The sequence below is a fragment of the Amycolatopsis sp. La24 genome, from assembly GCF_029087445.1.
In the GTDB taxonomy this organism is placed as follows: Bacteria; Actinomycetota; Actinomycetes; order Mycobacteriales; family Pseudonocardiaceae; genus Amycolatopsis; species Amycolatopsis nivea.
Window position 1 is genome coordinate 168565 of sequence record NZ_JARACH010000001.1, and the last position, 23908, is coordinate 192472.

Annotated in this window: 26 protein-coding genes and 1 tRNA gene; 12 read left to right on the top strand and 15 right to left on the bottom strand. The window is 68.6% G+C overall.

Features of this window, described 5'->3' with window-relative positions; all coding sequences use genetic code 11:
- Positions 1 to 8: 8 nt before the first annotated feature.
- Positions 9 to 857 (bottom strand): MBL fold metallo-hydrolase, encoded by an 849-nt coding sequence (locus tag PUT80_RS00890; RefSeq protein WP_275290749.1) that lies wholly within the window; start codon positions 855 to 857, stop codon positions 9 to 11.
- A 53-nt stretch (positions 858 to 910) separates the two neighbouring features.
- On the bottom strand, positions 911 to 1972 hold the full coding sequence (locus tag PUT80_RS00895; protein WP_275290750.1) for an SDR family NAD(P)-dependent oxidoreductase: 1062 nt from the start codon (positions 1970 to 1972) through the stop codon (positions 911 to 913).
- A gap of 123 nt (positions 1973 to 2095) precedes the next feature.
- Here PUT80_RS00895 and PUT80_RS00900 point away from each other — a divergent pair, with 123 nt between their 5' ends.
- Positions 2096 to 2596 carry a MogA/MoaB family molybdenum cofactor biosynthesis protein gene (locus PUT80_RS00900; protein ID WP_275290751.1) on the top strand — a complete coding sequence of 167 codons (501 nt, stop codon included), beginning with the start codon at positions 2096 to 2098 and terminating at the stop codon, positions 2594 to 2596.
- 64 nt (positions 2597 to 2660) lie between these two features.
- Positions 2661 to 2834: a hypothetical protein gene (locus tag PUT80_RS00905; protein WP_162836035.1), complete on the top strand. Its 174-nt coding sequence runs from the start codon at positions 2661 to 2663 to the stop codon at positions 2832 to 2834.
- A 4-nt stretch (positions 2835 to 2838) separates the two neighbouring features.
- On the opposite strand, the gene mscL is transcribed toward PUT80_RS00905, so the two are convergent.
- From mscL to PUT80_RS00925, 4 genes are all read right to left on the bottom strand, one after another.
- Positions 2839 to 3258 (bottom strand): large-conductance mechanosensitive channel protein MscL, encoded by a 420-nt coding sequence (gene mscL / locus PUT80_RS00910; protein ID WP_134729256.1) that lies wholly within the window; start codon positions 3256 to 3258, stop codon positions 2839 to 2841.
- A 74-nt stretch (positions 3259 to 3332) separates the two neighbouring features.
- Positions 3333 to 3992: an SAF domain-containing protein gene (locus tag PUT80_RS00915; RefSeq protein ID WP_275290752.1), complete on the bottom strand. Its 660-nt coding sequence runs from the start codon at positions 3990 to 3992 to the stop codon at positions 3333 to 3335.
- Positions 3993 to 4121: 129 nt separating this feature from the next.
- Positions 4122 to 4451: an FmdB family zinc ribbon protein gene (locus tag PUT80_RS00920; RefSeq protein WP_078870386.1), complete on the bottom strand. Its 330-nt coding sequence runs from the start codon at positions 4449 to 4451 to the stop codon at positions 4122 to 4124.
- 765 nt (positions 4452 to 5216) lie between these two features.
- Positions 5217 to 5816 (bottom strand): 5-formyltetrahydrofolate cyclo-ligase, encoded by a 600-nt coding sequence (locus tag PUT80_RS00925; protein ID WP_275290753.1) that lies wholly within the window; start codon positions 5814 to 5816, stop codon positions 5217 to 5219.
- Positions 5817 to 5840: 24 nt separating this feature from the next.
- Between PUT80_RS00925 and PUT80_RS00930 the strand changes: the two genes are divergently transcribed.
- From PUT80_RS00930 to PUT80_RS00950, 5 genes are all read left to right on the top strand, one after another.
- Positions 5841 to 6746, top strand: a complete 906-nt coding sequence (locus PUT80_RS00930; protein ID WP_134665155.1) for a UTP--glucose-1-phosphate uridylyltransferase — start codon at positions 5841 to 5843, stop codon at positions 6744 to 6746.
- Complete coding sequence (gene glp, locus PUT80_RS00935; protein WP_199817529.1) at positions 6743 to 8098, top strand: gephyrin-like molybdotransferase Glp; 1356 nt, start codon at positions 6743 to 6745, stop codon at positions 8096 to 8098. Before PUT80_RS00930 ends, glp begins: the two co-directional genes overlap by 4 nt.
- 3 nt (positions 8099 to 8101) lie before the next feature.
- The gene (locus PUT80_RS00940; protein WP_037811141.1) at positions 8102 to 8761 is read left to right on the top strand and encodes a GNAT family protein; all 660 of its coding nucleotides are present in this window, start codon (positions 8102 to 8104) and stop codon (positions 8759 to 8761) included.
- 161 nt (positions 8762 to 8922) lie between these two features.
- Positions 8923 to 9741 carry a gephyrin-like molybdotransferase receptor GlpR gene (gene glpR / locus PUT80_RS00945; protein WP_037811142.1) on the top strand — a complete coding sequence of 273 codons (819 nt, stop codon included), beginning with the start codon at positions 8923 to 8925 and terminating at the stop codon, positions 9739 to 9741.
- Positions 9742 to 9815: 74 nt separating this feature from the next.
- Positions 9816 to 9888: transfer RNA gene (locus tag PUT80_RS00950), tRNA-Ala, on the top strand.
- A 157-nt stretch (positions 9889 to 10045) separates the two neighbouring features.
- On the opposite strand, the gene PUT80_RS00955 is transcribed toward PUT80_RS00950, so the two are convergent.
- Positions 10046 to 11008, bottom strand: a complete 963-nt coding sequence (locus PUT80_RS00955; RefSeq protein WP_275290754.1) for an amidohydrolase family protein — start codon at positions 11006 to 11008, stop codon at positions 10046 to 10048.
- 144 nt (positions 11009 to 11152) lie between these two features.
- Between PUT80_RS00955 and PUT80_RS00960 the strand changes: the two genes are divergently transcribed.
- Positions 11153 to 12082, top strand: a complete 930-nt coding sequence (locus PUT80_RS00960) for a LysR family transcriptional regulator (RefSeq protein WP_275290755.1) — start codon at positions 11153 to 11155, stop codon at positions 12080 to 12082.
- Between the two features lie 15 nt (positions 12083 to 12097).
- Here the strand turns inward: PUT80_RS00960 and PUT80_RS00965 are convergent, their stop codons facing one another.
- The 4 genes from PUT80_RS00965 to PUT80_RS00980 all read right to left on the bottom strand — a co-directional run bounded on the left by PUT80_RS00965 (position 12098) and on the right by PUT80_RS00980 (position 17133).
- The gene (locus tag PUT80_RS00965) at positions 12098 to 13591 is read right to left on the bottom strand and encodes an aldehyde dehydrogenase family protein (protein ID WP_275290756.1); all 1494 of its coding nucleotides are present in this window, start codon (positions 13589 to 13591) and stop codon (positions 12098 to 12100) included.
- Between the two features lie 42 nt (positions 13592 to 13633).
- Positions 13634 to 14707 carry an amidohydrolase family protein gene (locus tag PUT80_RS00970; protein ID WP_275290757.1) on the bottom strand — a complete coding sequence of 358 codons (1074 nt, stop codon included), beginning with the start codon at positions 14705 to 14707 and terminating at the stop codon, positions 13634 to 13636.
- A gap of 138 nt (positions 14708 to 14845) precedes the next feature.
- Positions 14846 to 16606: a glycosyl hydrolase family 18 protein gene (locus PUT80_RS00975; protein WP_275290758.1), complete on the bottom strand. Its 1761-nt coding sequence runs from the start codon at positions 16604 to 16606 to the stop codon at positions 14846 to 14848.
- A 104-nt stretch (positions 16607 to 16710) separates the two neighbouring features.
- Positions 16711 to 17133 (bottom strand): MarR family transcriptional regulator, encoded by a 423-nt coding sequence (locus PUT80_RS00980; RefSeq protein ID WP_275290759.1) that lies wholly within the window; start codon positions 17131 to 17133, stop codon positions 16711 to 16713.
- A gap of 80 nt (positions 17134 to 17213) precedes the next feature.
- Between PUT80_RS00980 and PUT80_RS00985 the strand changes: the two genes are divergently transcribed.
- Together PUT80_RS00985 and PUT80_RS00990 are read left to right on the top strand one after the other, a co-directional pair.
- Complete coding sequence (locus tag PUT80_RS00985) at positions 17214 to 18362, top strand: MFS transporter (protein WP_275290760.1); 1149 nt, start codon at positions 17214 to 17216, stop codon at positions 18360 to 18362.
- Between the two features lie 59 nt (positions 18363 to 18421).
- Positions 18422 to 19378 (top strand): LysR family transcriptional regulator, encoded by a 957-nt coding sequence (locus PUT80_RS00990; RefSeq protein ID WP_275290761.1) that lies wholly within the window; start codon positions 18422 to 18424, stop codon positions 19376 to 19378.
- Here the strand turns inward: PUT80_RS00990 and PUT80_RS00995 are convergent.
- The 3 genes from PUT80_RS00995 to PUT80_RS01005 all read right to left on the bottom strand — a co-directional run bounded on the left by PUT80_RS00995 (position 19375) and on the right by PUT80_RS01005 (position 22022).
- Positions 19375 to 20262 carry a carbohydrate-binding protein gene (locus PUT80_RS00995; RefSeq protein WP_275290762.1) on the bottom strand — a complete coding sequence of 296 codons (888 nt, stop codon included), beginning with the start codon at positions 20260 to 20262 and terminating at the stop codon, positions 19375 to 19377. The genes PUT80_RS00990 and PUT80_RS00995 overlap by 4 nt on opposite strands.
- Before the next feature lie 189 nt (positions 20263 to 20451).
- Complete coding sequence (locus PUT80_RS01000) at positions 20452 to 20991, bottom strand: helix-turn-helix transcriptional regulator (protein ID WP_205670053.1); 540 nt, start codon at positions 20989 to 20991, stop codon at positions 20452 to 20454.
- A 197-nt stretch (positions 20992 to 21188) separates the two neighbouring features.
- On the bottom strand, positions 21189 to 22022 hold the full coding sequence (locus PUT80_RS01005; protein ID WP_037811154.1) for a LysR family transcriptional regulator: 834 nt from the start codon (positions 22020 to 22022) through the stop codon (positions 21189 to 21191).
- A 70-nt stretch (positions 22023 to 22092) separates the two neighbouring features.
- Between PUT80_RS01005 and PUT80_RS01010 the strand changes: the two genes are divergently transcribed.
- Positions 22093 to 22410, top strand: a complete 318-nt coding sequence (locus PUT80_RS01010) for a hypothetical protein (RefSeq protein ID WP_275290763.1) — start codon at positions 22093 to 22095, stop codon at positions 22408 to 22410.
- Positions 22407 to 23138, top strand: coding sequence for an SDR family oxidoreductase (locus tag PUT80_RS01015; RefSeq protein WP_275290764.1), 732 nt, complete (start codon positions 22407 to 22409; stop codon positions 23136 to 23138). The genes PUT80_RS01010 and PUT80_RS01015 overlap by 4 nt, the downstream gene beginning before the upstream one ends.
- Here the strand turns inward: PUT80_RS01015 and PUT80_RS01020 are convergent.
- A complete protein-coding gene (locus PUT80_RS01020) occupies positions 23135 to 23905 on the bottom strand; it encodes an alpha/beta hydrolase (RefSeq protein ID WP_275290765.1) in 771 nt (256 codons plus the stop codon). The genes PUT80_RS01015 and PUT80_RS01020 overlap by 4 nt on opposite strands.
- Positions 23906 to 23908 lie beyond the last annotated feature (3 nt).

Here is a 23908-nt window from a genome sequence, read left to right on the forward strand (position 1 = left end):
GTGGACAGTCAGGAAGCGGCGACCGCCGCGACCGGCTCCACGCTGTGGTCGGCCGCGATCCGGAAGAACGGCTCGTCCGGGAAATGCGCGGCCGCGACGATCGTGCCGGTACCGACCACCTCGCCGAGCCAGCGGCGGCGGGTCAGCTCCGCCTGTCCGGGATTGGCGTCGGACGCAGCACCGATCGCCGGATCAGCCATCTGCTCCGGAATTTGGAAGACGTCGCCGATCAGGACAGCGCGACGGTCCTGGTCCGCGACTTCCAGCACGTAATGACCTGGCGTGTGCCCAGGCGCATGCCGGACGGTGACGCCGGGAGCGACCGCTTCCCCGTCAAGCATCGGACGCAGTTTGCCCTGGGCGCGAAGGGCTTCCAGCGCTACGCGGCCGCGGTCGTGCCGTCCCGCCGACTCGATGAACGCTGCCCAGTCGGGCGCGCCATACCGCACTTCGGCATTCGGGAAGTACGGCTCGCCGTTCGGCGCGACCCAGCCGATGTGGTCGGCATGCAGATGAGTCAGCACCACGGTGTCGATGTCTGCGGGGGAAACCCCGGCCTCAGCGAGCGCTGCGGGCAAGCCGCCGGTGTGCTCCGGCTCGGCGGCGCTGACCACGGGGTGCAGTTGCTCTTTGGAGTGCTGCGGCAGGTGCGGCTCGCCGGACGCACGCGGTCCGAAACCGGCGTCGACCAGCACGGTGCGGCCGCCCGTCCGGATCAGGAACGCGCCGATGACCACGGGCACGGTGCTCGGCGCCGAGCGCTTGCCCTGAAGTCCCGGGAAGAACGACGACGGCAGTTGCAACCGTCCGTCGGTCAGCGCGTGGATTTCAATGTCCCCCACCACGATGGAACGCATGCCCAACATCAAGATCCGGTACGGCCGATTCATTCCGTAACGTGATCTTCACCTCATCGGGTGACGGAGGCACGCAGCTCCGCGGTGGCGAACGCGGCGATGCCCTCCGCGAAGGACGTTTCCGCCCGGAACCCGAGCAGCTCCCGTGCTCGAGCCGGGTCGGCGACCACGTGCCGGACGTCCGCGGGCCGCGCGCCGCCGACGATCCGCGGCTCCGGCCCTCCGCAGGCACGGGCCAGCTCCCGGGCCAGGTCGCCGACGCTGTGCTGCTGTCCGGAACAGACGTTCAGCGGCGTGAGGTCTGCCTCCGGACCGTCGCTCTGGAGCGCGAGGACATTCGCTCGGGCCACGTCGTCCACGTGCACGAAATCCCGTTGCTGCCGCCCGTCCTCAAGCACGGTCGGCGCTTCGCCGCGCTCCAATGCCGAGCGGAACAGCGACGCCACGCCCGCGTATGGCGTGTTCTGGGGCATCCGCGGGCCGTAGACGTTGTGGTAGCGCAACGCCCAGACCGTGCCGCCGGTCTGCCGCGCCCATGCGCCCGCGAGATGTTCTTGCGCCAGTTTTGTTGCCGCGTAGGTGCTCCGGGGCAACAGCGGCGCGTCTTCGGGCACGAGTTGCCAGCCCAACTCGGCACCGCAGTGCGGGCAAGCGGGTTCGAATCGTCCGGCGTCCACATCGGACTGCCGGCGAGGTGACGGCGGAACGACACCGTGTTCCGCACACGCGTAGCGCCCCTCTCCGTAGACCACCATCGACGAGGCGAGCACGAGCTTTCGCACCTTCGCCGCGTGCATCGCGGCCAGCAGCACGGCGGTGCCGTAGTCGTTGTTCAGCGCATACGAGGGCGCGTCGGAGGGATCCACGCCGTGCCCGACCACCGCGGCCTGGTGACAGACCGCGTCGACGCCGTCGAGCAGCTCGGCGACGATCTCGGTGTCGGTGACGTCACCGCGGAGGAAACGGTGCCGCTGGGTGTATTCGGGCGGCGTGGTGGAGCCGTGCGCGGTGGACAGCAGGTTGTCCAGCACGACGACCTCGGCACCGTCGTCGGCCAGCTGATCGGCGATCCGGGACCCGATGAACCCGGCTCCGCCGGTGATGAGCACTCGCACCCCGCCGACGCTAGGCGGCCCGCCCCGGGGTGCGCGCGGCCTGCGGGGACCACGTCACCGAATCGTCAGAAATCACCGGGCCCGTGGCGGCGAAGCGGGCCCCGAACCGGATACGGTGTCGGCATGGAACGGAGCGCACAGCGGCTGGGCCGGGCACTCGTGGTGATTGTGGACGACCGGGTCGTGCACGGGGAGCACGAGGACACCTCGGGGCCGCTCGTCACCGAGCTGCTCGAGGAGGCCGGGTTCATCGTCGACGGCGTCGTGGTGGTCGAGGCCGAGACCGCGGGCATCCGCAACGCGCTCAACACGGCGGTGATCGGCGGGGCTGACCTGGTGATCACGGTCGGTGGCACCGGAGTGTCGCCGCGCGACCGCACGCCGGACGCGACCGCCGGGGTCCTCGACCGCCCGATCCCGGGCATCGGCGAGGCTCTGCGCGCCTCGGGGCTGGCCGCGGGCGCGGTCGACGCCGGGATCTCCCGCGGCCTGGCCGGCGTTTCGGGCAGCACGCTGGTGGTCAACCTGGCCGGCTCGCGCGCGGCTGTGCGCGACGGCATGGCGACCCTCTCCTCGCTGGTCCCGCACGTGATCGACGAGCTTTCCGGCCTCGAAGAGGTCTGAGCCCGGCCGTTTCGCGGCGGATGTCTCTCTGCACTTGTCAAACAACAGGTGGGACGATGGACCCATGCCGCACGAGGAACGACGTCCCCGCACAGACGAGGCCCAGCGCCGCCGCCGGGTCGACGAGATCTTCGGCGACGTCCTGCCGGAGACCACGTCCGATGAGCGGGGCCGGGGCCCGGAGACCACTCCGGATTCGTGGTATCTCGAGAACCGGCCCCCGCATCACGATCGGTGACCCCTCAGTTGTCGCGGCTGGAGGGGCCGTTGCCCTGCTGCGCGCGCAGCAGGTCGCGGATTTCGATGAGCAGCTCGACGTCGGTGGGCTCGGCGGGACCGGGCTCCTGGCCGCGCTTCCGCCGCTCCTGCAAGTGCTTCACCGGCAGGACGACCAGGAAGTAGACGATCGCCGCCACGATCACGAAGTTGATCGCCGCGTTGATCACGCCGCCGAAGTCCATGAAGGTCGCGCCGTTTGCCTTGAGGATCCGGAAACCGAGCCCCTGCGCCGCGTCGGAACCGCCGATCGCGCTGATCAGCGGCTTGATCAGGCCGTTGGTGAACGCGGTGACGATCGCGGTGAACGCGGCGCCGATCACGACGGCGACCGCGAGGTCGACGACGTTGCCGCGCATCAGGAAGTCCTTGAAACCTTTCAGCACTGCTGCTCCCAGGGGATTCGGGACGGGCGTCTGGCCGTCTTCAGACAGCTGTCGCCCGTCGGAACAGGGTCGGGTTAGCGGAGAGTAACCGTTACCGGTCGTTCGAGCGAGGAAGCAGCGACCTGCGTGGCAACCTGTGCCGGCAGCGCGAGCAGCACCAGCGGACCCTTCTGCGGCGGGCCCAAAGTGTGGTTCCCGGTGTCGTCGGAACGCCGGACGGTGACCACCGAAGCCCCTCTGGCCAGCACAGACGCGGAATTTGTGGTATCCGCGCCCGCGACGACGTCAACGCGCTGGCCCGGCTGAAGCAACTCGGCGACGGCCGCGTCCGCGAGCCGGACGGCCACGGTGACCGCGCCGGGTTCACCCGTTACGGGGAGGTTGTTGCCCAGAAGCCGGACGTCGGTGATGGGCTCGCCGGCTCGCGCCGCGCCGGACAGAAGCCGACCCACCGCCGTGTCAGTCGCCGAGAGCGCGCCGGACGGGCGGAGGTTGTCGGGCAGCGCGACGGTCCGCACGTCCGAAGCGCGCAGGACTGAGCCCGCGGGCAGGTCGCGTGCGGAGACCACCGTCGAGGTGGCGGGTGCGCCCCGTGCGGAGGGCAGGAGAAACAGGACGAGCAGGCCGGCCAAGAGCAAGGCCGCCGCGAGACACCGGCGGAGCATCCGGGCTCGCCGCCCGCGCGGCAGACGGAAGTCAGGCAGCGCGGGAAGGCGGCTGAGCAAGGTGTTCACGGTTGTCCCCTCGTCGGTTCCGGTGCGGCGGGATGCCGCACGAATCCGACGTTAAGGACGTCGCGAACCGGCCGGAAGAGCCGATTCGCGAACCTGTGGACAACTGGCCCCTTGTGGATAACTCGGGGGTCAGGAGGGCGTGGAAGCCGTTTTTGTCGTGCTCGTCGTGGAGGATGTGTTCGAGGACGAAGAAGACGTCGACGAAGAGGAGGTGGTGGACGACGAGTCGGACTTGGCGCTCTCGGTCTTAGCCGGGGTCGCGGAGGTGCTCGACTTGCTCGAATCACGCGAATCCGTGCGGTAGAACCCGCTGCCCTTGAAGACCACGCCGACCGAACTGAAGACCTTGCGCAGTGCGCCGGAGCACTGCGGGCAGACGGTCAGGCTGGGGTCGGAGAAGGACTGCACCGCCTCGAAGCGGTGGTCACATTCCTTGCAGGCGTACTGGTACGTGGGCACTGAAGCTCCTTCATGCACTGGCACTCGACCTACAAGAGTGCTAACCCAATTGTGCTGGACAGCATTCCCTCAGCGCAATTACCCCTTGCTCACAGTGCGGGCGAGGAAGGGGCGGTGGCGGGTTAGTGCTGGTCAGGACGTCGTGGGTGGCCGCGGGTGGGTGGCTGGACTGCGGCTGGTCCGGTCGGCCGGGCCGTTGCTGGGCTGGTTGGCGGGGTCTGGAGGGCCTCGTGCGGGCTTGCTCGCGACGGTTTGGGTCGTCGTGAGGGGCGGGCGCTGGTGTGGGTTGTGCGCGGATGCGTGGTTTGGGTGGTTCGTGGCTGGATGGCGGCCATCGGATTCGGGCGGCGGGTCATGGTGGCGGCCATCGGGTTCGGTGGGGCCATGGCGGTGGGCATCGGGTTCGGGCGGCGGTACCGGACACGGCTGGCCGATTGAGTGGTCTTGACCACTTTCGAGCCGAGCCGAGCCGAGTCGGGCCGGACCGCGCCGCGCCGCGCCGTGCCGCGTCGCCTGGTGCCGCCGAGCGAGCCGCGCCGCGCGGAGCCGTCGAGTCGAGCTGAGCCGCGCTGTCCGGAGCCGTCGAGCCGGACTGTGCCGCGTCGCGTGGAGCCGTGGCACCGTTGAGCCGTTGAGAGGCGTCGCGTGGAGCAGCTGAGCCGAGCCCTGGCGTGCTGAGGTGCCGAGCGGAGCCGTGTCGCGCTGAACCCGCGCTGCGTCCCGCCGAGTCGCGTCGAGCGGCGGTCTCACCTGGCAGCGGCGGTCTCACCTGGCAGCGGCAGCCGTTGGCAGCTGGATGAGGCCGGAGGGCGTCAGGACGGCGGTCATGGGCACGTCGTGGGGTTCGGCGGGGAGGTGGTCGACGACCTCCTCGGCGCGCACCACGGCCACGCGGGCGGTGTCGGGCGCGGCGGCCAGGGTGCGGTCGTAGTAGCCCGCTCCGCGGCCGAGGCGGGTGCCGTGGCGGTCGACGGCCAGGGCTGGGATCAGCAGCACCTGCGCCGACGCCACCGCGGCGGTGCCCAGGCGTGGGCCGGAGGGTTCGAGGACGCCGCGGAGGCGTCCGGGGATCAGGGCGTCCGGGCCGGTGTACTCGGACCAGTCGAGCGGGCCCGGAGTGTCCGGGATGACGGGCAGCAGGACGCGCGCGCCCGTCGCGGCCAGGGCGTTCACCAGGGAGATTTGGCCGGGCTCGGTGCCGAAAGGGAGGTACGCGCACACCGTTTCCGCGTGGATCGACGACGCTGCGGTCGCCAAGGCGGCTGCCTCGCGAGCGTGGGCTTCGGGGGGCAGTTCGGCGCGGGCGCGAAGGATTCGTGTCCGCCACTCCGCCTTGCTCGGGGTCTCATTGCCCGGCTCGTGCATGAGACCAGGTTAGGCTTTGCGCCCATGACGGGCGCCTCAACCACCCAGACCTTCAGAACCGCCATCGTGCCTGCCGCAGGCCTCGGCACGCGATTCCTGCCGACCACGAAAGCGGTGCCCAAAGAGCTGCTGCCAGTGGTCGACACGCCGGGGATCGAGATCGTCGCGAGCGAAGCGGCGAGTGCGGGGGCGAAGCGGCTGGTGATCGTCACCTCGCCGGACAAGGAAGCTGTCGTCCGGTACTTCGAGGCGAAGCCGGACCTGGAGAAGACGCTCGAGGACAAGGGCAAGACCGAGCTGCTGGCGAAGGTCCGCCGCGGGCCGGAGCTGCTGGACGTCGAGGTCGCGATCCAGGAGCAGGCACTCGGGCTCGGGCACGCGGTCGCGCAGGCCGAGCCGAACCTCACCGACGAGGACACCGCTGTCGCCGTTCTCCTGCCCGATGACCTCGTGTTGCCCGCCGGGGTCCTCGACCGGATGTCCGCCGTCCGCGCCCAGTACGGCGGAAGCGTGCTTTGCGCCTTCGACATCCCGAAGGAGCAGATCTCCCCGTACGGCGTCTTCGACGTCACCGACACCGGCGACCCGGACGTCAAGCAGGTCCACGGCATGGTCGAGAAGCCCAAGCCGGAGGACGCGCCGTCGACCTACGCCGCGGCTGGGCGGTACCTGCTCGACCGGGCGATTTTCGACGCGCTGCGCCGGATCGAGCCCGGTGCGGGCGGAGAGCTGCAGCTCACCGACGCCGTCGCGCTGCTGATCCAGGAGGGGCACCCCGTGCACATCGTCGTCCACCGCGGCGGGCGGCACGACCTGGGCAACCCGGGCGGATTCCTGCGCGCCGCCGTCGATTTCGCGCTCGAGGACCCGGATTACGGGCCGTCGCTGCGCACCTGGCTGACCGAACGGATCGGAAACGATCGCCCATGACGGACTCCCTCGATTCCACCCCTGCCGTCCCGACCGAAGACGTGCCCGAACCGGCGGTTCAGGCCGTCGCCGCGGCGGAATCGGCGGAAATCGTTGCCTCGACGGAAGAATCCGCCGAGACCGGCGATTTCCGCTCGGTCGACGAGCAGATCGCGCTGACCCTCGACGCCGCCGTGCGCCCGCGTCCGGTTCGCGTCGCGATCTCCGAAGCGCAGGGCCTGCTCTGCGCTGAGGAGGTCGTCGCCGAGCACGCGCTGCCCGGGTTCGACCAGGCGGCGGTCGACGGCTACGCGGTCCGGAGCGTCGACGTGCAGACCGCCGGACAGGAACCGGTCCAGCTGCCGGTCGTCGGCGAGATCCCGGCCGGCTCGCGTCAGCCGCGGCGGCTGCAGCCGGGCCAGGCGGTGCGGGTCGACACCGGCGCGCCGCTGCCCACGCTCGCGGACGCCGTCGTCCCGACCGCTTACACCGACGGCCACCAGGCCAAGGTCACCATCACCCGGTCCGTGCCGTCGGCCGGCTACGTGCGCCGGACCGGCGAGGACGTGCAGATCGGCGACGTCGCGGTGCGCAAGGGCGACACCATCGGCTCCGCGCAGGTCGGGCTGCTCGCCGCGGTCGGCCGCGCGAAGGTGCTGGTCTACCCCCGGCCGCGGGTCTCGATCGTGTCGGTTGGCGACGAGCTCGTGGACATCGACCGCACGCCGTCGGTCGGCCAGGTCTACGACGTCAACTCGTACGCGCTGGCCGCGGCCGCTCGCGACGCGGGCGCCGAGGTGAGCCGGGTCGGCATCGTACCGGGCGACCCGAAACGGCTCCGCGAGGTCGTCGAAGGACGGCTGCTGATGTCCGAGATCGTGGTCGTCGCGGGCGGAGCAGGCGGGTCTTCCGGCGACGAGGTGCACGCCGCGCTGTCCGACCTCGGGCACATCGACCTGACGAGGGTCGCGATGCACCCCGGCTCGGTGCAGGGCTTCGGCAGGCTCGGCCCGGACTCGGTGCCGACCTTCCTCATCCCGGGCAACCCGATGAGCGCGCTCGTGGTGTTCGAGGTGCTGGTACGGCCGCTGATCCGCACCGCGCGCGGCACGCGCAACCCGCACCGCCGGGTGGTCGGCGCGAGGCTGCTGTCGTCGATCACCTCGACGAAGGGCCGCCGCGGCTACCTGCGCGGCCAGCTGCTGCGCGACGAGGCGAACGGCGAGTACCTGGTGCAGCCGCTCGGGACGTCGGGTGCGCATCTGCTCGCGTCGCTGGCCGAGGCCAACTGCCTCATCACCGTCGAGGAGGATCTCACCGAGGTGGCCGCGGGCGACCAGGTCAAGGTCACCTTCCTCGCCCAGCGCGCCTGATCCGTGGCCGCACTCGCCGACTCGGTCGAAAACCGGCACCCCGGCTGGCCCGCCACGCTCGGCCCCCTGCGGATCCCGGCAGGCGTGCTCGCCGTGCGCCCGGTGCGGTTGCGCGACGCCGGCGAGTGGAGCCGCGTCCGGCTGCGCGACCGCGAGCACCTCGAGGAGTGGGAGCCGACCGGGATCGGGCCGTGGGCGGACCGCAACGCGTTCTGGTCGTGGCCGTCGCAGTGGGCGGCGCTGCGCGGGCTCGCGCGGCGCGGGCAGTGCCTGCCGTTCACGATCACGGTGGACGGAAAGTTCGCGGGGCAGATCACTGTCGGTAATGTGATCCGCGCCGCACTGCGGTCGGCCTGGATCGGGTACTGGGTGTCGTCCGAGATCGTCCGGGGAGGCGTGGCCACCGCGGCCGTCGCGCTCGTGACAGATCACGCTTTCGATGTCGCCGGCCTGCACCGGCTCGAAGCGACCGTGCGGCCGGAGAACAACGCCAGCATCCGCGTGCTCACCAAGGCCGGGTATCGGCAGGAAGGGCTGTTCGAGCGGTACCTCGATGTCGCAGGCGCCTGGCGTGACCACCTGTGTTTCGCCGTGACGAAAGAGGAGACCGGCAACGGCCTGGTGTCCCGGCTGGTGGCGTCCGGACGCGCCGAACTGGCCTGACGGTGACTACGCGTCCCGGTGCGATCACGCGTTACCACATCATGTGAGATTCACCTAATGCGGTGATGCATTTTCGTGATCGAACCCGGCGAGTCTGCGCCTCCTGTGTGACTGTTGTGGCTAGCGTGACTACAGCAGAGGATCGGGGGAGGTGACGGGAGATGCCCAGTTCGGTGATCATCGTCGCGCTCGCCGCGGCATGGCTCGTCGTTCTCGTGCCCATGGTGGCTCGCAAACGCCAGCAAGTCGCGCGGACGCCAACCTCCGCGCTGGCCGCCCGGGTAGTGCGAAGGGGCAGTGCTCGCAACGAGGGACAGGAGGACGACGCCATGTCCGACCATGCGAATCCTTCGGTGGAGGATGACCTCGCCGAACTCGAGGCGGAACTCGACGCTGACCTGGACGCCGAGCCCGAACCCGAACCGGAGCCGCTTCCGCAGCCTTCGCGCGCGGAACGGGCCGCCGAACCGCGCCGCGAACGCCGCAGCTACCGGCCCGGCCGGGGTGGCTTCGACCCGGAGGCAGCGGAGATCGCGGCCAAGGCGAAGTACGCGTTCCGCCAGCGGGTGGTCGTGATCCTGCTGATCGCCGCCGTCGTCACGGCCGCGATCGCCGGATTCGCCATCTCGCTCGCGTGGTGGGCGCACGCCGCGGTGGACATCGCCCTCGTCGGCTACCTCGTGTACCTCCGCCGCCAGGTCCGCATAGAGAACGAGATCCGGCAGCGCCGGATGGCCCGCTACGCGACGACGGCTCCCGCTCCTGCCTACGAGGCGTACGACTCCTTCGAGGAGGAGGAAGAGGAGGACGTCGAGGTCGTCGCACCCGAGGTGCCGCGCGACATCGTGGAGCGCAAACCGTCCCCGATGTCCCGCATCCGCCGGCAGGCGGTCGTGGTCGACCTGGACGACGAAGACCCCGCTTTCGAGGAACTCGCCGAGCCCACCGCGGGCCCGTACCGCCGGGCGGTCGGAGAGTGACCCCCCGTTGTTCGGTGCCTGGAGGGCGCTGCTAAGCTTTCCAAGCACTGAACAACAGGGGCTCACGCTCCTGAGGGGCTGTAGCGCAGTTGGTAGCGCGTCTCGTTCGCATCGAGAAGGTCAGGGGTTCGATTCCCCTCAGCTCCACAGCAAGTCAAAGGCCCTTTCCGGCTAACCGGGAAGGGCCTTTTTCGTGCCCGTACAGCAAAGTACAGCAGCGCCTTTCGCCTCCCTATCCGTCGGTGCTGCAGTGGCGTCGGGCGAGCGATTCGATCTCCGCCGTATTCGGGTGCACGGAGTCTGATCAGGCGGGCGTAACCTGCCGACCGAGCCGGGCGGCGGCTTCGGGGAATAGGCGTAGCGCGTTGCCGCCGATGGCTTTGAGTTGATCGCGCGGCAGTCCCTCGAAGTGCGCCAGGGCATGTCTGTTGGCTTCCAGCGTTGCCTCCGTGCTGCATGGCACGCCGCTGTCGGAGCCGTAGACGATGTGGTCTGGGGTGGTCATGGCCAGAGCCGCGGCGAGAGAGTGCGCGGTGCCGGTGGCGGCGGTGTCCAGATACAGGCCGGCAAGGTGCTCCCGGATCTCGCGGGGGTCGAGCTGGTTCGGGTTCGGCACCCAGGCTTCCGTGCCCAGCAGTCGCAGCCGTCCGGACAGGGCGGGCAGCGCGCCGCCGCAGTGGGCGACGATCAGCCGCATGTTCGGGAATCTGCGGAAGATGCCCGCGTAGAGCATGTCGACGATGGTGCGCGCGGTTTCGAAGGCGACTTCCAGCAGCGGGCTGGGGCGGCCCAGGGACGCGGGAGCGTAAGCGTCTGGGTGGGCGAACACGGTCGCGCGCCGGCGATCGAGTTCGGCCCACACTGGTTCCAGGCTTGCGTCGCCGAGGGAGATGCCGTTGTAGTTGCAGGTCACCGCGAATCCGTCCGCCGACAAGTCGCGGGAGGCGCGCTCGATTTCGGCGAGTGCGACGGGCGGGTCGTCGGTGGGCAGAGCGGCGAGCAGACCGAACCTCGTCGGGTGATCCGACACGAGGGACGCGCCGTAGTCGTTAGACGCGCGAAGGGCGTCCGGCGTCTTCGGGATGTTGCTGAGGAACTGCATCGTGACGCCGGTGCGATTCATGTAGTCCAACGCCCCGTCCACAGTCCAGTGGTAGGGCGCTGGCGCGAGGAATTGCGCCTCCCGCATCGACCGCCATCGTGCTTCCCGTTCTTCGGGGGTGGTGGGCGGGGTGAAATGCGCGTGTACATCGATCAAATCGGACATCGTCACGAGTAATCCTTTGCCTGGGAGGTGGCGTACTGACCACGGGATCGATGGTCCGCCCTCATTCACAACAAAGGAAGCAAATACTCTCCATATGGAGTATAGAGTGAAGCGATAACGCACCATCGCCCGTCGGAGTTCACCGTGGTTTCTGAGTCGGCTGAGTTGCACAGCCTGGACAACAATCACCTGCACGCATTGCATGCGCTGCTGACCGAGCGCACGGTCACTGGTGCGGCACACCGTCTGGGCCGTACCCAGCCGACGTTGTCGGTCGCGCTGGCCCGGTTGCGCCGCCATTTCTCCGATGATCTGCTGACCCGGGTCGGGAATCATTACCAGCTCACCCCGTTCGCGGAGCAGTTGCGGCCGCTGGTCAGTGTGGCCGTGGCCGCGGTCGAGCGAGTGTTCTCGGCGGAGCCGGAATTCGATCCGGCGAATTCCAGCCGGGTTTTCACCATCGTTTCCTCGGACTACGGAATCAGCGTCGTCGGTGCGTATCTGGTGGGGTTGCTGGAAAAGCGGGCGCCCGGCGCGGGGGTTCGCTTCGAGGCGGTGACCCCGGAAGCGCTGAGCCGGGACCCGGATTTCTACCGGACTGTGGACGGCGTTTTCATGCCCCACGGGTACATCGATCTGCCGCAGTCGATGGATCTGTTCCAGGACCAGTGGGTCTGCGTCGTCGCTGCCGGCAACCAGGAAGTCGGAGACCGGCTGACCATGGACGATCTGCGTCGCCTGCCCTGGGTCACCACCTTCGGCGACCCGTTGGGGCGGACGCCGGCGTGGCGGCAGATGGAACTTCTCGGCGTGACGCCCCGCGTGTGCGCGACCGCGGAGTCCTTCCTTCCTATGCTGCAACTTGTTCGCCGTAGCGGTGGTCTCGCGCTGATGCAACGCAAGCTCGCCGCCGGGATGGCCGAGGCGGCGGGGGTGCGGATTCTGCCCTGCCCGTTCGACGCGGTACCCATCGTCGAGGCGTTCTGGTGGCATCCGATGCACGATCCGGATTCCGGACATGCCTGGTTGCGTGGTCTCCTCGCGGAGGCGAGCGCCCTGATCACCTCAACGTGACCGCCGGGCGGCGAATCAGGAATCGTTCGCGTCGATGACTTCCAGGGACGGTGCCCAGCGCGGGATCTCCGCGGTGCCGGAGGGCAGCCGGAGGCTCTTGCTGTAGCCGAACTCGTGCAGCGTTTCCAGAGCGTGTTCGCGGCCGTAGCCGCTGGCACCCACCCCGCCGAACGGGGTCCCGGTGAACGCGCGGTGGTAGTGGTTGACGAACACCATGCCCGCGCGGATCGCCCGGCTGACCCGCAGAGCGCGCTCGGAATCGCGGGTGAACACCCCGGCCACCAGGCCGAAGTCCGTGCCGTTGGCGATGGTGATCGCTTCCGCCTCGTCGCGGAACGGGATCAAGCACACGACCGGGCCGAAGATCTCCTCCTTGGCGATGCGCATGTCCGGGGTCACGCCGGTGAACAGGGTCGGCGGTGCGTAAAACCCGTCCGCCAGGCCCGGATCGGCGGGCAGCGCCGCCTGTGCCGCGATCGTCGCGCCTTCGGCCACACCGATGTCGAGGTAGTCCAGCACCCGCTGGCGCTGTGCCGGTGTCACCATTGGACCCACGTGGGTGCCCGCGTCGGCGCCATTGCCGACTTTCAGCCGTTTCACAGCGGCGGCGTAACGCCGGGCGACCTCGTCGTAGAGATCGGCGTGCACGAGGACACGGGACGCGGCGGTGCAGGCTTCGCCCTGGTTGAAAAAGCCACCCTCCACCGCCCAGGGCAGCGCCGAGTCCAGGTCGGCGTCGTCGAAGAGCACCAGTGCGTTCTTGCCGCCGAGTTCCATCAGGGTGGGCGTCAGGTTGTCCGCGGCCGTCTTGATCACTGCGGTCCCGGTGGCGGGGGCTCCGGTGAAGGAGATCTTGCCGACCAGCTTGTGTCCGGCCAATGCGGCACCGATCTTGCCGGTGCCCGGGACGACGTGCACGACGTCGTCCGGAAGCACGGACTGCGCCAGTTCCACGACGCGCAGCACCGACAGCGGCGCCTGCTCGGGCGGCTTGATGACCACGGCGTTTCCTGCCGCGAGCGCGGGGGCGAGCTTGCCGGCGGCGTGCAGCGGCGGCCAGTTGAACGGCACGATGGCACCGATGACGCCATAGGGTTCCAGCACGGTGACGTCCAGAATGCTGCCCGCGTCGCGCACCTGGTTGGGCATGGCTTCACAGAGACTGGCGAACAGTTCGAAGATCGCGACAGCGGCTTCCACATCGAACTCGCGCGCTTGGGACACCGGTTTGCCATTGTCACTGGACTCCAGCGCAGCGATCTCGTCGCCATGCTCGCGCACCGCCTGGGCGATCTTCCACAGCCACCGCCCGCGCTCCCGTGGCGTGCGGGCTTTCCACCCGCCCTGCGCCTCATCCGCGGCACGGACCGCCTGATCCACCTGGTGCACACCGGCGCCCTGGATCACCACGACCGGCTTCCCGGTGGCCGGATTGTCCACAGTGAACTGATCAGCGTCGTCCTCCGACGACCACCGGGTGCGCAGCACCTGACCGGGTCCGTATGTCATGGGCACGAAATCCTCCTTGTCCAACGGGTGATCGCCCACCGGTTACCGGCGGCCGGGCGCAGGGTTTCCGGGCGACGGGGCGGAACGCGGCAGCAGGTTGAGGTTCGCCGCGTTCCGACCTCTGATGGCCGCGGCGACGATGGGGTCGGACACCGCCTCGTTCACCCGCCGCACGGGGTCGTCGACGCCCATGTCGAATGGGTAATCGGACCCGAGCACGAGCTGGGTGGGGCCTGCCGCACGGATCAGGGCGTGCAGCGACTCCGGGGTGTACACCAGCGAGTCGAACCACATCCGGCGCAGGTACGTGCTCGGCAACTCACGACATCCGCTGGCTTCGGGACGGTTGAGCCAGGCGTGGTCATTGCGCCCGAGACAAGCTGGCAGATATCCGCCGCCATGCGCGATAAGCAGACGCAGCCGGGGAAACCGATCCAGCACACCGCCGAAGATCAAGTGCGACACAGCGACCGCGTGCTCCACCAGTTGCCCGACGGAATTCGACAGATACCAACGGTCCAAGCGCGCGTCGAGGGTGCAACCCCAGGGGTGAACGAAGATGACGGCTTCGAGCTCTTCGGCGCGTTTCCACAGCGGGTCCAGCCTGGGATCGGACAGCTCGATCGTCCCGTCCGGCTGATCCGGTGCGTGGGAGGAAATCTCGACGCCGCGCAGTCCGCTGCGCACAGCGTGCTCCAAGGCGGCTACGGCGACCCCGGGATGCCGCAGCGGAGCAACTCCCAGACCGCATAACCGGTCCGGGTAGACCGCGCAGTGCGTCCGGATGCCTTCGTTGGTGGCCTGGGCCAGCTCCCACGCCAGCGCGGAATCCGCCCAGGAATGGTGTTGCGTTGGCGAGACCGAGACGACCTGAACTTCAACCTGGGTCTCGGTCATCACCTCGATCCGGGTGCGCGGATCGATCAGCCGCTCCCGCCGCTCAGCGAAACGACGCTTGCTCACCGCGCTCGATTCCCGGCCCGCGCGCAACTCTTCCAGGTCCGCATACGCCGCGTATCCCGGACGATTCCGCACGAGCGCCTCGACTTCCGGCAGCCAGGCGTGCGCATGCACGTCCACGGTCGGAAACACGGAACTGCTTACCTCGCCGGGCATGGAGCGCCTTTCACCATTGCACTGTCACGCAGTCGATGCTCGGCGTTCCACCCGCGGTAAAGGAAGCCAATTTTCACGATAGGCGGTATAGATCAGTGCGATGGCGCGCTGTCCGAGACCGGATCCCTGGCCTACGGCTCAGCCAAGACCGTCCAGGAACGGTCGGTGTGCGTTCTGGAAAGCCCAGCCGTAGTACCGATCCCAGTTCACCGACCATGTCATCAACCCCCGCAGCGCTGGCGACGGGCCACCGCGCAAGGTGTACGACCCGCAGCCGGTTCCGTGGGCCAGGCAGGTCACGGCGGTTTGGACTTCCGCCGGGGACACGTAGCCGTTGCCTGCGCTGACCGCCGCGGGCAGGCCGACGGCGATTTGGTCTTCTCGGAGGCCCGGGAAGGTCTGGCCGGTGTTCGCGACTTTGAAACCGGACTTCAGCATGTCGGTCATGGCGATCAGGAAGTCCGCGCCGCCCATGGTGTGGTACTGGTTGTCCAATCCCATGACTGGGCCGGAGTTGTAGTCCTGGACATGCAGGACCGTCAGCGAATCGCGCAAGGCGTAGATCACCGGCAGGTACGCACCGGTTCGGCTGTCGCCACCGCCGGCACCGCCGTAGAACTGGTAGCCCACCTGGACGAAGAACGTTTCTGGGGCCATCGTCAGGACGAATTTGGCTCCGTAGCGAGCTTTCAACGTTTTCAGGGCCGAGATCAGGTTGACGATCACCGGGGTGGTCGGGTTGTGGAAGTCCGTGTCGCCCGAGTTCAGGGACAGGGACTGGCTTTCGAAGTCGACGTCCAGACCGTCAAGGCCGTATTTGTCGATGATCGCCGCGACTGAGTTGACGAAGTTGTCGCGGGCGGCGGTGGTGGTGAGCTGGACTTCGCCGTTTTGGCCGCCGATCGAGATCAGGACCTTCTTGCCTTGTGCCTGCTTCGCGCGGATCGCGGCGATGAAGTCCGCGTCGCTTTCTACCCCGGGGCATTCGGTAACCGAGCAGCGGTTGAAGCGGATGTCGCCGGAAGTTATCGACGTGGGTTCGGCGAAGGCCAGGTCGATGATGTCCCACGCGGCGGGGACGTCGGCGAGTTTCAGGTAGCCCGAGCCGTTCGCGAAGCTTGCGTGGACGTAGCCGATCAGCGCGTGTTTGGGCAGGCCGGTGCTGGTGCAGCCGCCGGTCGTGGCGGAAACCGCTGGGGTGTGGGCGGATTCGGCCTGGTCGTTGTAGGAGGTGATCGAGTAGCTGTGCGAGGTGCAGGGGGTCAGACCGGAGAGCGTCGTGGTGGTTCCGGTGACGGTGGCGCGCAGGGTGTTGTCTTCGTAGACGCGGTAGCCGGTCACGGTGCCTGCGGCCGCGGTCCAGTTCAGGGCGATTGACGTGTTGGTGACGGTGCCGACGGTTGGCGTGCCTGGGACGCCGGGGGCACCCGGGGTGTCGCCGCCGGGGCCGTCGAGGACTACGTCGTCGGCGTAGTACGTGCCGGCGCCGTACCAGCCGTGCAGGTACAGCTCGGCGGACGTCTGGGTCGCGGTGGTGGTGAAGGACAGCGAGAGCTGGCTGTAGGCGGAGGCGTTGGTCCAAGTGGACGTGCCGCCGGTGACGCCTAGGTAGACCGGGGAGCCTTGGACCCAGGCGGAAACCGTGTAGGTCGTGTTCGGGCGCACGGAGACCGTTTGGGTGCATTGGCCCTGGTCAGAGGCACCGGGGGTGACGGCTAGGGCGTAGCTGCCCGAGTGCACTGGCGTCTTCACGGCCGCGCCTGCTGGGCAGGTCCAGCCGGCGGTCGAACCGGCTTCGAAACCGGGGTTGGCGAGCAGGTTCGCCGCCTGCGCTGGCCCGCCGACGACCAGTCCGGCTGCGGCTAGCAGGAGCACGACGAGGAAACGAGCACGCTTCATTGCGGTTCCTCCGGTCCGATGCGACCCCCTGGGCACATATTGTCTAGACCACTCGCGGAGTTGTCCAGACCTATTGGGGCGACGAAAGTCGGCTTTCCGGTGAACTAGGCCGTGCTGTCCGGCATCAGTGCGCGGAGCAGTTCGTGCAGGGATTCCTGCTGGACCGGGCTGAGCGGCGTCAGCGGGGAGCGCGCGTCCAGGTGGCGCAGTGCTTCGGTGCGGCGGCGTTTGCCTGCCGGGGTCAGCACGATCTGCTTGGCCCGGCGGTCCGCGGGGTGCGGCTGACGCTGGATGAGGTCCTGCTCTTCGAGCCGGTCCAGGACGAAGGTGGCGTTCGACGCTTCGCACACCATTCGGGTGGCCAGCTCGCGCGCGGTGATCGGCTCGGACAGTTCGCGCAACGCGATCACTTGGCTCGGCGTCAGGCCCATCTGCTCCGCCACGCGACGCACGTGGACGTCCAGCGTGTGCGCGAGGTGGTGGACCAGTTTGCATACGTCGCGGTCCACGCCCGGAGTCCCTGCCATGCACCCGAGTCTAGCGGAACTGATTCGAGCTGTGATAGTTCTAGTTCGAATCATTCGAACTAGAACTACTGTGGGGTGCCGTGCCGCTCTCGGTGTTTTCCTTGCTGCTCGTTGTCTTCAGCCTCACCACCGGCGAGTTCGTGATCGCCGGCATCCTGCCCGACGTCGCCGCCGGGTTGTCGGTCTCGGTCGGGTCGGCCGGGCTGCTCGTCACCGCCTACGCGATCGGGATGATCGTCGGCGGGCCGCTGGTCACGTTGGCTACCGCGCGGGTCGCGCGCAAACCGCTCATCGCCGGGCTGATCGTGGTGTCCATGGCCGGCAATCTCGGGTCGGCGCTCGCTCCGGGCTACGCGCTCGCGGTGGTGTCGCGGTTCGTCGCCGGGCTGGTGGTGGCGACGTTCTTCGCGGTCGCGATCGCGACTGTCGTGTCGATGGCTCCGCCGGGAAAGGCGGTTTCGACCATCGCAAAGGTGACCATGGGGCTGAACCTGGGCATCGTCGCGGGCAGTCCGCTCGGCACGGTTCTCGGCCATCATCTTGGCTGGCGGGCGACGTTCGGGGCGGTGGCCGTGGTCAGCGGGATCGCGTTGTTGCTCGTGCTGCGGTTCGTTCCGGCCCAGCCCGCGACCGGGTCGGTGCGCGGGGAGTTGCGGGTACTGGCTGATCGCAACGTCTGGCAGGCGATCGGCCTGACCGTGCTCGGCAACGTGGGCGTGGTGACCGTTTTTACGTATATCGCGCCATTGCTCACCGACGTCAGTGGATTCAGCAGCGAGCTGCTTCCGGTGCTGCTGGTTCTTTACGGAATCGGCGCGGTCGCGGGCAACTACCTCGGCGGGCGGTGGGCGGACCGGGCACTGCTGCCGTCGCTGGCCTGGATGCTCGCCGCGCTAGTGGTGGCGCTGGCGGCGGCGTGGCTGGGCAGCCCGGTCAAACCGGTGATGATCGGGTTGGTGTTCGTGCTCGGAATGCTTGCCTTCGGGATCGTCCCGGGAATGCAGGCGCGGGTGATCGCCGCGGGCAGCAGCGTTCCGACGTTGGCGGTAGCGGTCAACGCGTCCGGGTTCCAGCTGGCCGCCGCGGTCGCGGGGCTGCTGGGCGGGCAGGTGATCGCCCGTGCGCCGCAGTCGATTTATCTGCTGGCCGCGGTCCTCACCGTGATTGGCCTCGGCATCGCGCTGTACGCGCTGCGCCGGGAGCGACTGAGTACCGACTCGCGTCGGTAATTCCCCACGATCTTCGGCGTTACAGTGGCCAGGCGAGAGGGGTTGCGGCCGGAGGAGTCATGGAGCTGGAACTGCGCCACCTGCGCGCGCTCGTGGCCATCGCCGACGCGCACAGTCTCGTTCGCGCGGCCAAGGCGTTGCACGTTTCTCAACCGGCGTTGTCCGGGTTGCTGCGGCGGGTCGAACGGTCGGTCGGCGGGAGTTTGTTCGCGCGCTCGCCGACGGGATGCGTGCCGACCGCGCTCGGGGAGGACGTCGTCGCGGACGCGCGGGCGGTGCTGGCGGGGATGTCGGCGTTGACCGAGCGGGCTGGGGCGCGGCGGGAAGCGGCTGGGGCGGTTCGCCTCGGCGGGTACAGCGGGTTTCTGCATCTCGCGTTGGCGAGGTGGTTGCGGGATCAGCCGTGGTGTCCCGCGGTCCGGGTGCACGAGGAGCAGGACGAGGCTCGGACGTTGGCGGCGCTCGCGGACGGGGACCTCGATCTCGCATTGGTTTACCTTGCGCCGCTTCCGGATCGGATCGTTCCGGACGGCGTCGAGAGTGTCGTCGTGCAGGCGCGGGAGCCGGTTTTCGTGATTCTGGCCGAAGCGCATCCGCTGGCTTCCCGCGCGGAGATCCCGCTGGCGGAGCTCGCCGGGTATCCCTGGGCGGACGATCCGCCGTGGACGACCCGGTGGTCGGCGTACTTACAGGAGGTCTGCCGACAACGCGGGGTCGTGCTCGATCAGCCGCACCGGCCGCAGTGTCTGGCTACTTTGCTGGATCTGGTGCGCGAGGGCATGGCGGTCGCGCCGGCGTTGGCGACTCGGGAGGACCGGCAGGACGGGATCGTCGTGCGGGCGATCGAGGACGCGCCGCTGTGGCAGGAGCTGCGGTTGTGTTACCGGGCAGGCACGGCGGTCGCGGACCGGGCCGGCGAGATATCTCAGAAGGTGGCCCGTGATTACGCCAACCGGCAGGGGTGCAGTGCCGCGTTCGACCGCTGGTGGCACGCACTCCTGCCGGCCGGGGCCTAGACGGTGACGCGCCAGTTGCTGTTCGGCGTCGGCACCTCGAAGTTCAGCGACGAACAACTGTAGTCGCTGGGGTTCGGGTTGGCGGTCGGCTGCAACGGCGAGTTCGACTCCGTCGCCGGGGTCCACTGGCCGCCGATGCGCAACTGCAACTGGCTGGATTCGAAGACCTTGCCCTTGGCGTCCGAACAGTAGTAAGCCTGGCCGGTCGACGGGTCGACGGTCGAGTACAGCTCGAAGATGTCCCAGCCCTCGTTGAGGGTGCTCTGGTCGCTGCCGCTTTGCGAGAACAGGTCGTCCCACTTGCCGGTCTTCACGTTGTAGAGCGACGCCGTCCAGCTGTTGGCGCTCGCGTCGGCCTGGACTTCCTGGACGGTGAACGCCGGGTGTCCGTCCACTGTGGACGTGTAATTGGAAAGGAACGAGCTGTCCAGCGGGACGACCTTGGCCGGGCCGACCGTCCCGCACCAGTCCCAAGCCCAGACCTGACCGCCTTGGTCGAGTCCGTACGCCGTGACGACCTCGATGCAGGAATGGCCGGTGGGCTTGACCGTCGGGGCGTAGACGACGTCCGCGCTGTTCGAGAGTCGCAGGTCCGGGACGACACTGTGTGTGACGAGAATTCCGTCCGCGCCGCTGGACAATTGCGGTTCGGGACCCCAGAAAGTGTGCTGCTGCGCGTCGATCCGCGGTTTGACGGAGCGGCCGGCTTTTTCGCGGCGCAGCTTGAGGAATTTGTCCGCGGCGGTCCCGGCGGCGGCTTTCGCGGCGGCCCCGGTCAGCCCGGGCACCACCCCGCTGCCCGGTGCCGCGGAAACCGGCGGGCTGCCGGCGACGACGGCCGCGGCCGCCAGGGCGGAAGTGAGCAGGGCAAAGAGTTTCCGCATCGATGCATCTCCTCGTCGTGAGCGAAGGAAACGCGCGGAGGGAAAAGGGTGTCCGTCCGCGGGACACGGATGTTAAGTCGGAATTTTTGGTGCTAGGCACCGACTTTCGACGGTGTGTTCCGATAAACGCAGCTCAGTGCGGGCATAGGTTTTCCCCTACGCCCGGGGTTATACCGCCAAGTGGAGCAATCAGCGGGTCTTGGCGCGGACGCGGATGCGCTCCCCCTGCTTGCCGAACATGCTGAGGATTTCGACCGGGCCCTCGCCGGTGCTGCCGAACCAATGCGGGATCCGGGTGTCGAATTCGGCGACCTCGCCTGCTTTGAGGACGACGTCGTGGTCGCCGAGAACGAGCCTGCCCTTGCCGCTGAGCACGCAGAACCACTCGTGGCCGGGATGCGTGCGCGGATCGGGTTCGCACTGGGCGGCGTCGAAGATCATCTTGAGCGACTGGAACTGCCCGGGCTGCTGGGTGAGCGGCACGACGGTCCGGTCGCTGCGAGTGACCGGCTGCAGCGGGGCGGTGCCGACCAGTTCGTCCAGCGGGACCCGGTGCGCCCGGGCGATGGGCAGCAGCAGTTCGAGGGTGGCCTTGCGCTGGCCGGATTCGAGACGGGAGAGGGTGCTGATCGAGATGCCGGTCGCGTTCGACAGTTCGTCCAGGGTGCGGTTGCGTTGCCGCCGGAAGTGGCGGAGCCGGGGTCCGACCGCTGCGATGATGTCCTCCACGCCAGCCAGCATGACACTCCTGGCCGCGGGATTGAACGCAATTAGACCAACGGCTACCCGCGATCGACCGCGGACGGATGTTTCGCCGGTTCGGCCGCCCTAGCGTGGTGCGGGTGACCGGGCAGGCAGCCGTCCCCGCACCCGCGGTCGTGGGGGCTGCGGTGTTCAGGGCGGCGCGCCTGGTCTTCAACCGCGGGTCAACGGACCGAATCCAGCGCCGCGTTCACGAACGAAGCCACCTGCGGCCGCCGGTCCTGCTCGTTCCACGCGAGCACCAGCTGACTGGGCGGAGCGTCCGCGATCGGCACGCAGACCACGCCCGGCGGGACCTGGTCGACCAGCGACCGCGGCAGTACGCCGACCATCCGTTCCAGCGAGATGAGGTGCAGCAACTGGACCACGTCAGCCACCTCCGGGCCGGTTCCCTCGACGCCGGGCACGCCCTTCCACGACGGCAGCGTTTCTCCGTCCAAATCGGACAGCCGGACCGACGGCTGCTGAGCCAGCCGGTGTGTGCTGGGGACGATGGCGACGCGATCCTCGGCGTGGAGGGTTTCGTGGGCAAGCCCGGTCAGGTCGTCGAACGGGACGAACAGGAGGCCGACGTCCGCGCGGCCGCTGAGGAGGAAGTCGGCGCGGTCGGCGGGGCCGCTGAAGAGGATGTCGACCTGGTGGGCGTCGGGATGGTGGGAGTATTCGGCGAGGATTCCGGACAGCAGTCCGGCGTCGCCGCCCGGTTTGAGCACCAGGCGCAGGTGGCTTTCGCCGGCGCGGCGGGCGTTGCGGGCGGCGGCGCTGACCGCGTTGAGCGCGTGCCGTCCGTGTTCCTGGAGCGCCTCGCCGGCCGCGGTCAGTTCGACGTGGCGGCTCGAGCGGGCGAACAACTGCACGCCGAGCCGGGTTTCGATGCGTTGGATCGCCTTCGAGAGCGCCGGCTGGGCGATCGACAGCCGTACCGCGGCCCGGCCGAAGTGCAGCTCGCTGGCGACTGCCAGGAAGTACTCGAGTTCGCGCGTCTCCAGTTCAGCCATGCCTCCAGGTTATCGCCAAATAGCGAATCGGTCTTGGACGTCCGGGCGGAACCGGGGCAAAACTTGAAGCATGATCACGCACACGATGATTGTTTCGTTCGACCAGCCGCTACCCGATGGCGAGCTGGATCAGTACCTCAGCGATATCAAACAGGCCATGCTGGCGACCGGGTTCGCCGAGTCGGTCGAAACTCGCCGCCACCTGCCGATCCCCGGGGAAGACGCCATCCCGGCGCTGATCGCGACGGCGATCGTCCAGGTCACCCTCGCCGACCTCGGCACGCTGGCCAAGAGCTTCACCGCACCTGAGCTGCACGAGGTGATCGAGAAGTGGCAGGCGCGGCATTCGTATCGCGTGGCCTGGGCGAACCACGAGTCGCTGTCGTGAGCCGGCGACGCGGGCTCGTCACCGGGGCGGGCAGCGGGATCGGCCGCGCGGCGGCGATCGAGTTCGCGCGCACCGGGGCAGCGGTGGCCGTCCTGGACATCGACGCGGCGGCCGCGGCGGAAACCGTCGAGTTGATCAAGAAGGACGGCGGGGAAGCGCTGGCTGTCCAGGTCGACATCGGCGACGAGTCTTCAGTGCAGGCCGCGGTGAAGCAGACGGTCGAGGCGTACGGCGGGCTCGACTTCGCGGTGAACAACGCCGGGTTGTCGTCGCACAAACGCGTTGACCAGTTGACGCTCGCCGAGTTCGAGCGCGTCGTGCAGGTGAATCTGTCCGGGACCTTTCTCTGCATGAAGTACGAACTGCCGCACCTGAAGGGCGGCGCGATCGTGAACGTCGCGTCCAACGGCGGGTTGTACGCGATCCCGAACGCGCCGGCTTACGTCGCGTCGAAGCACGGGATTGTGGGCCTGACCAAGGTCGCGGCGGTCGACTACGCGGCGGACGGCATTCGCGTCAACGCGGTGTGCCCGGGGCCGACGCGGACGCCGGGGTTCGACAAGTGGGCTGGCGACCCCGGCATGATCGCCCGGCAGGAAGCGATCACTCCGCTCGGCAGGCTGGCGACTCCCGAAGAAGCCGCCGCGGCCGTGGTCTGGCTTTGTTCGGACGCCGCGTCGTACATCACCGGGACGACGTTGTCCGTCGATGGCGGGCGACGGGCCTAGAGTTCGTCGGCCAGGATCTTGGCGGTTTCCGCCGGGGATTCGACGGGGAAGTGGTGGCTGCCGAGGTCGACCAGTTCGATCCGGATCCGGTCGCTGTAGCGGTCGATCGCCTCCTTGGCGATGATCGAGCGCACGGCGAACAGCACGACCGGCTGGGCGATCTCGCGCAGCGCCGCGTCCATGTCCCAGCGTGCGAGGCCTTCGAGCGCGTGCAGACCGGCGGGCTGACGTACGGAGCCCATCTTGTTGATATACGAGTCCACTAAGGACGGATCGGTGCCTTCTGGCGAACCGGCTTCGACCATTCCTCGCATCGCTCCGGTGAAGTCCTCGCGGAACGGCTGCAGCAACGCTTGGGCGTCCTCCTCGCTCTGCGCGGGGAACAAGCCCAAGTAGTGCAACGCATCGAGCGCGATCACCCGGGTGATCGTGTCCGGAAGCAGCCGGGCGGTCTCGACCGCGACCGCTCCGCCAAGCGAATGCCCGGCTACGACAGTGGATTCGACCGACTCGGCGGCCAGTACGGCGGCTACGTCGCGAGCAAATTCCTCGATGGTCCAAGTGTCGCGAGACGACCGTGAGTCGCCGTGTTCCGCGAGATCGACGGCCAGCACGCGGACCTCGGGCGGGAGGTGTTTGACGATCGTGTCGAAATCCCCGCGGTCGCAGCCCCAGCCGTGGATGAGCGTCAGTGCGGGTCCGTCGGCAGAACCGGTTGCGGTGTAATGGATTCTCGTGCCGTCGGGGCGGGTGGTTTCGTGATTCACGGG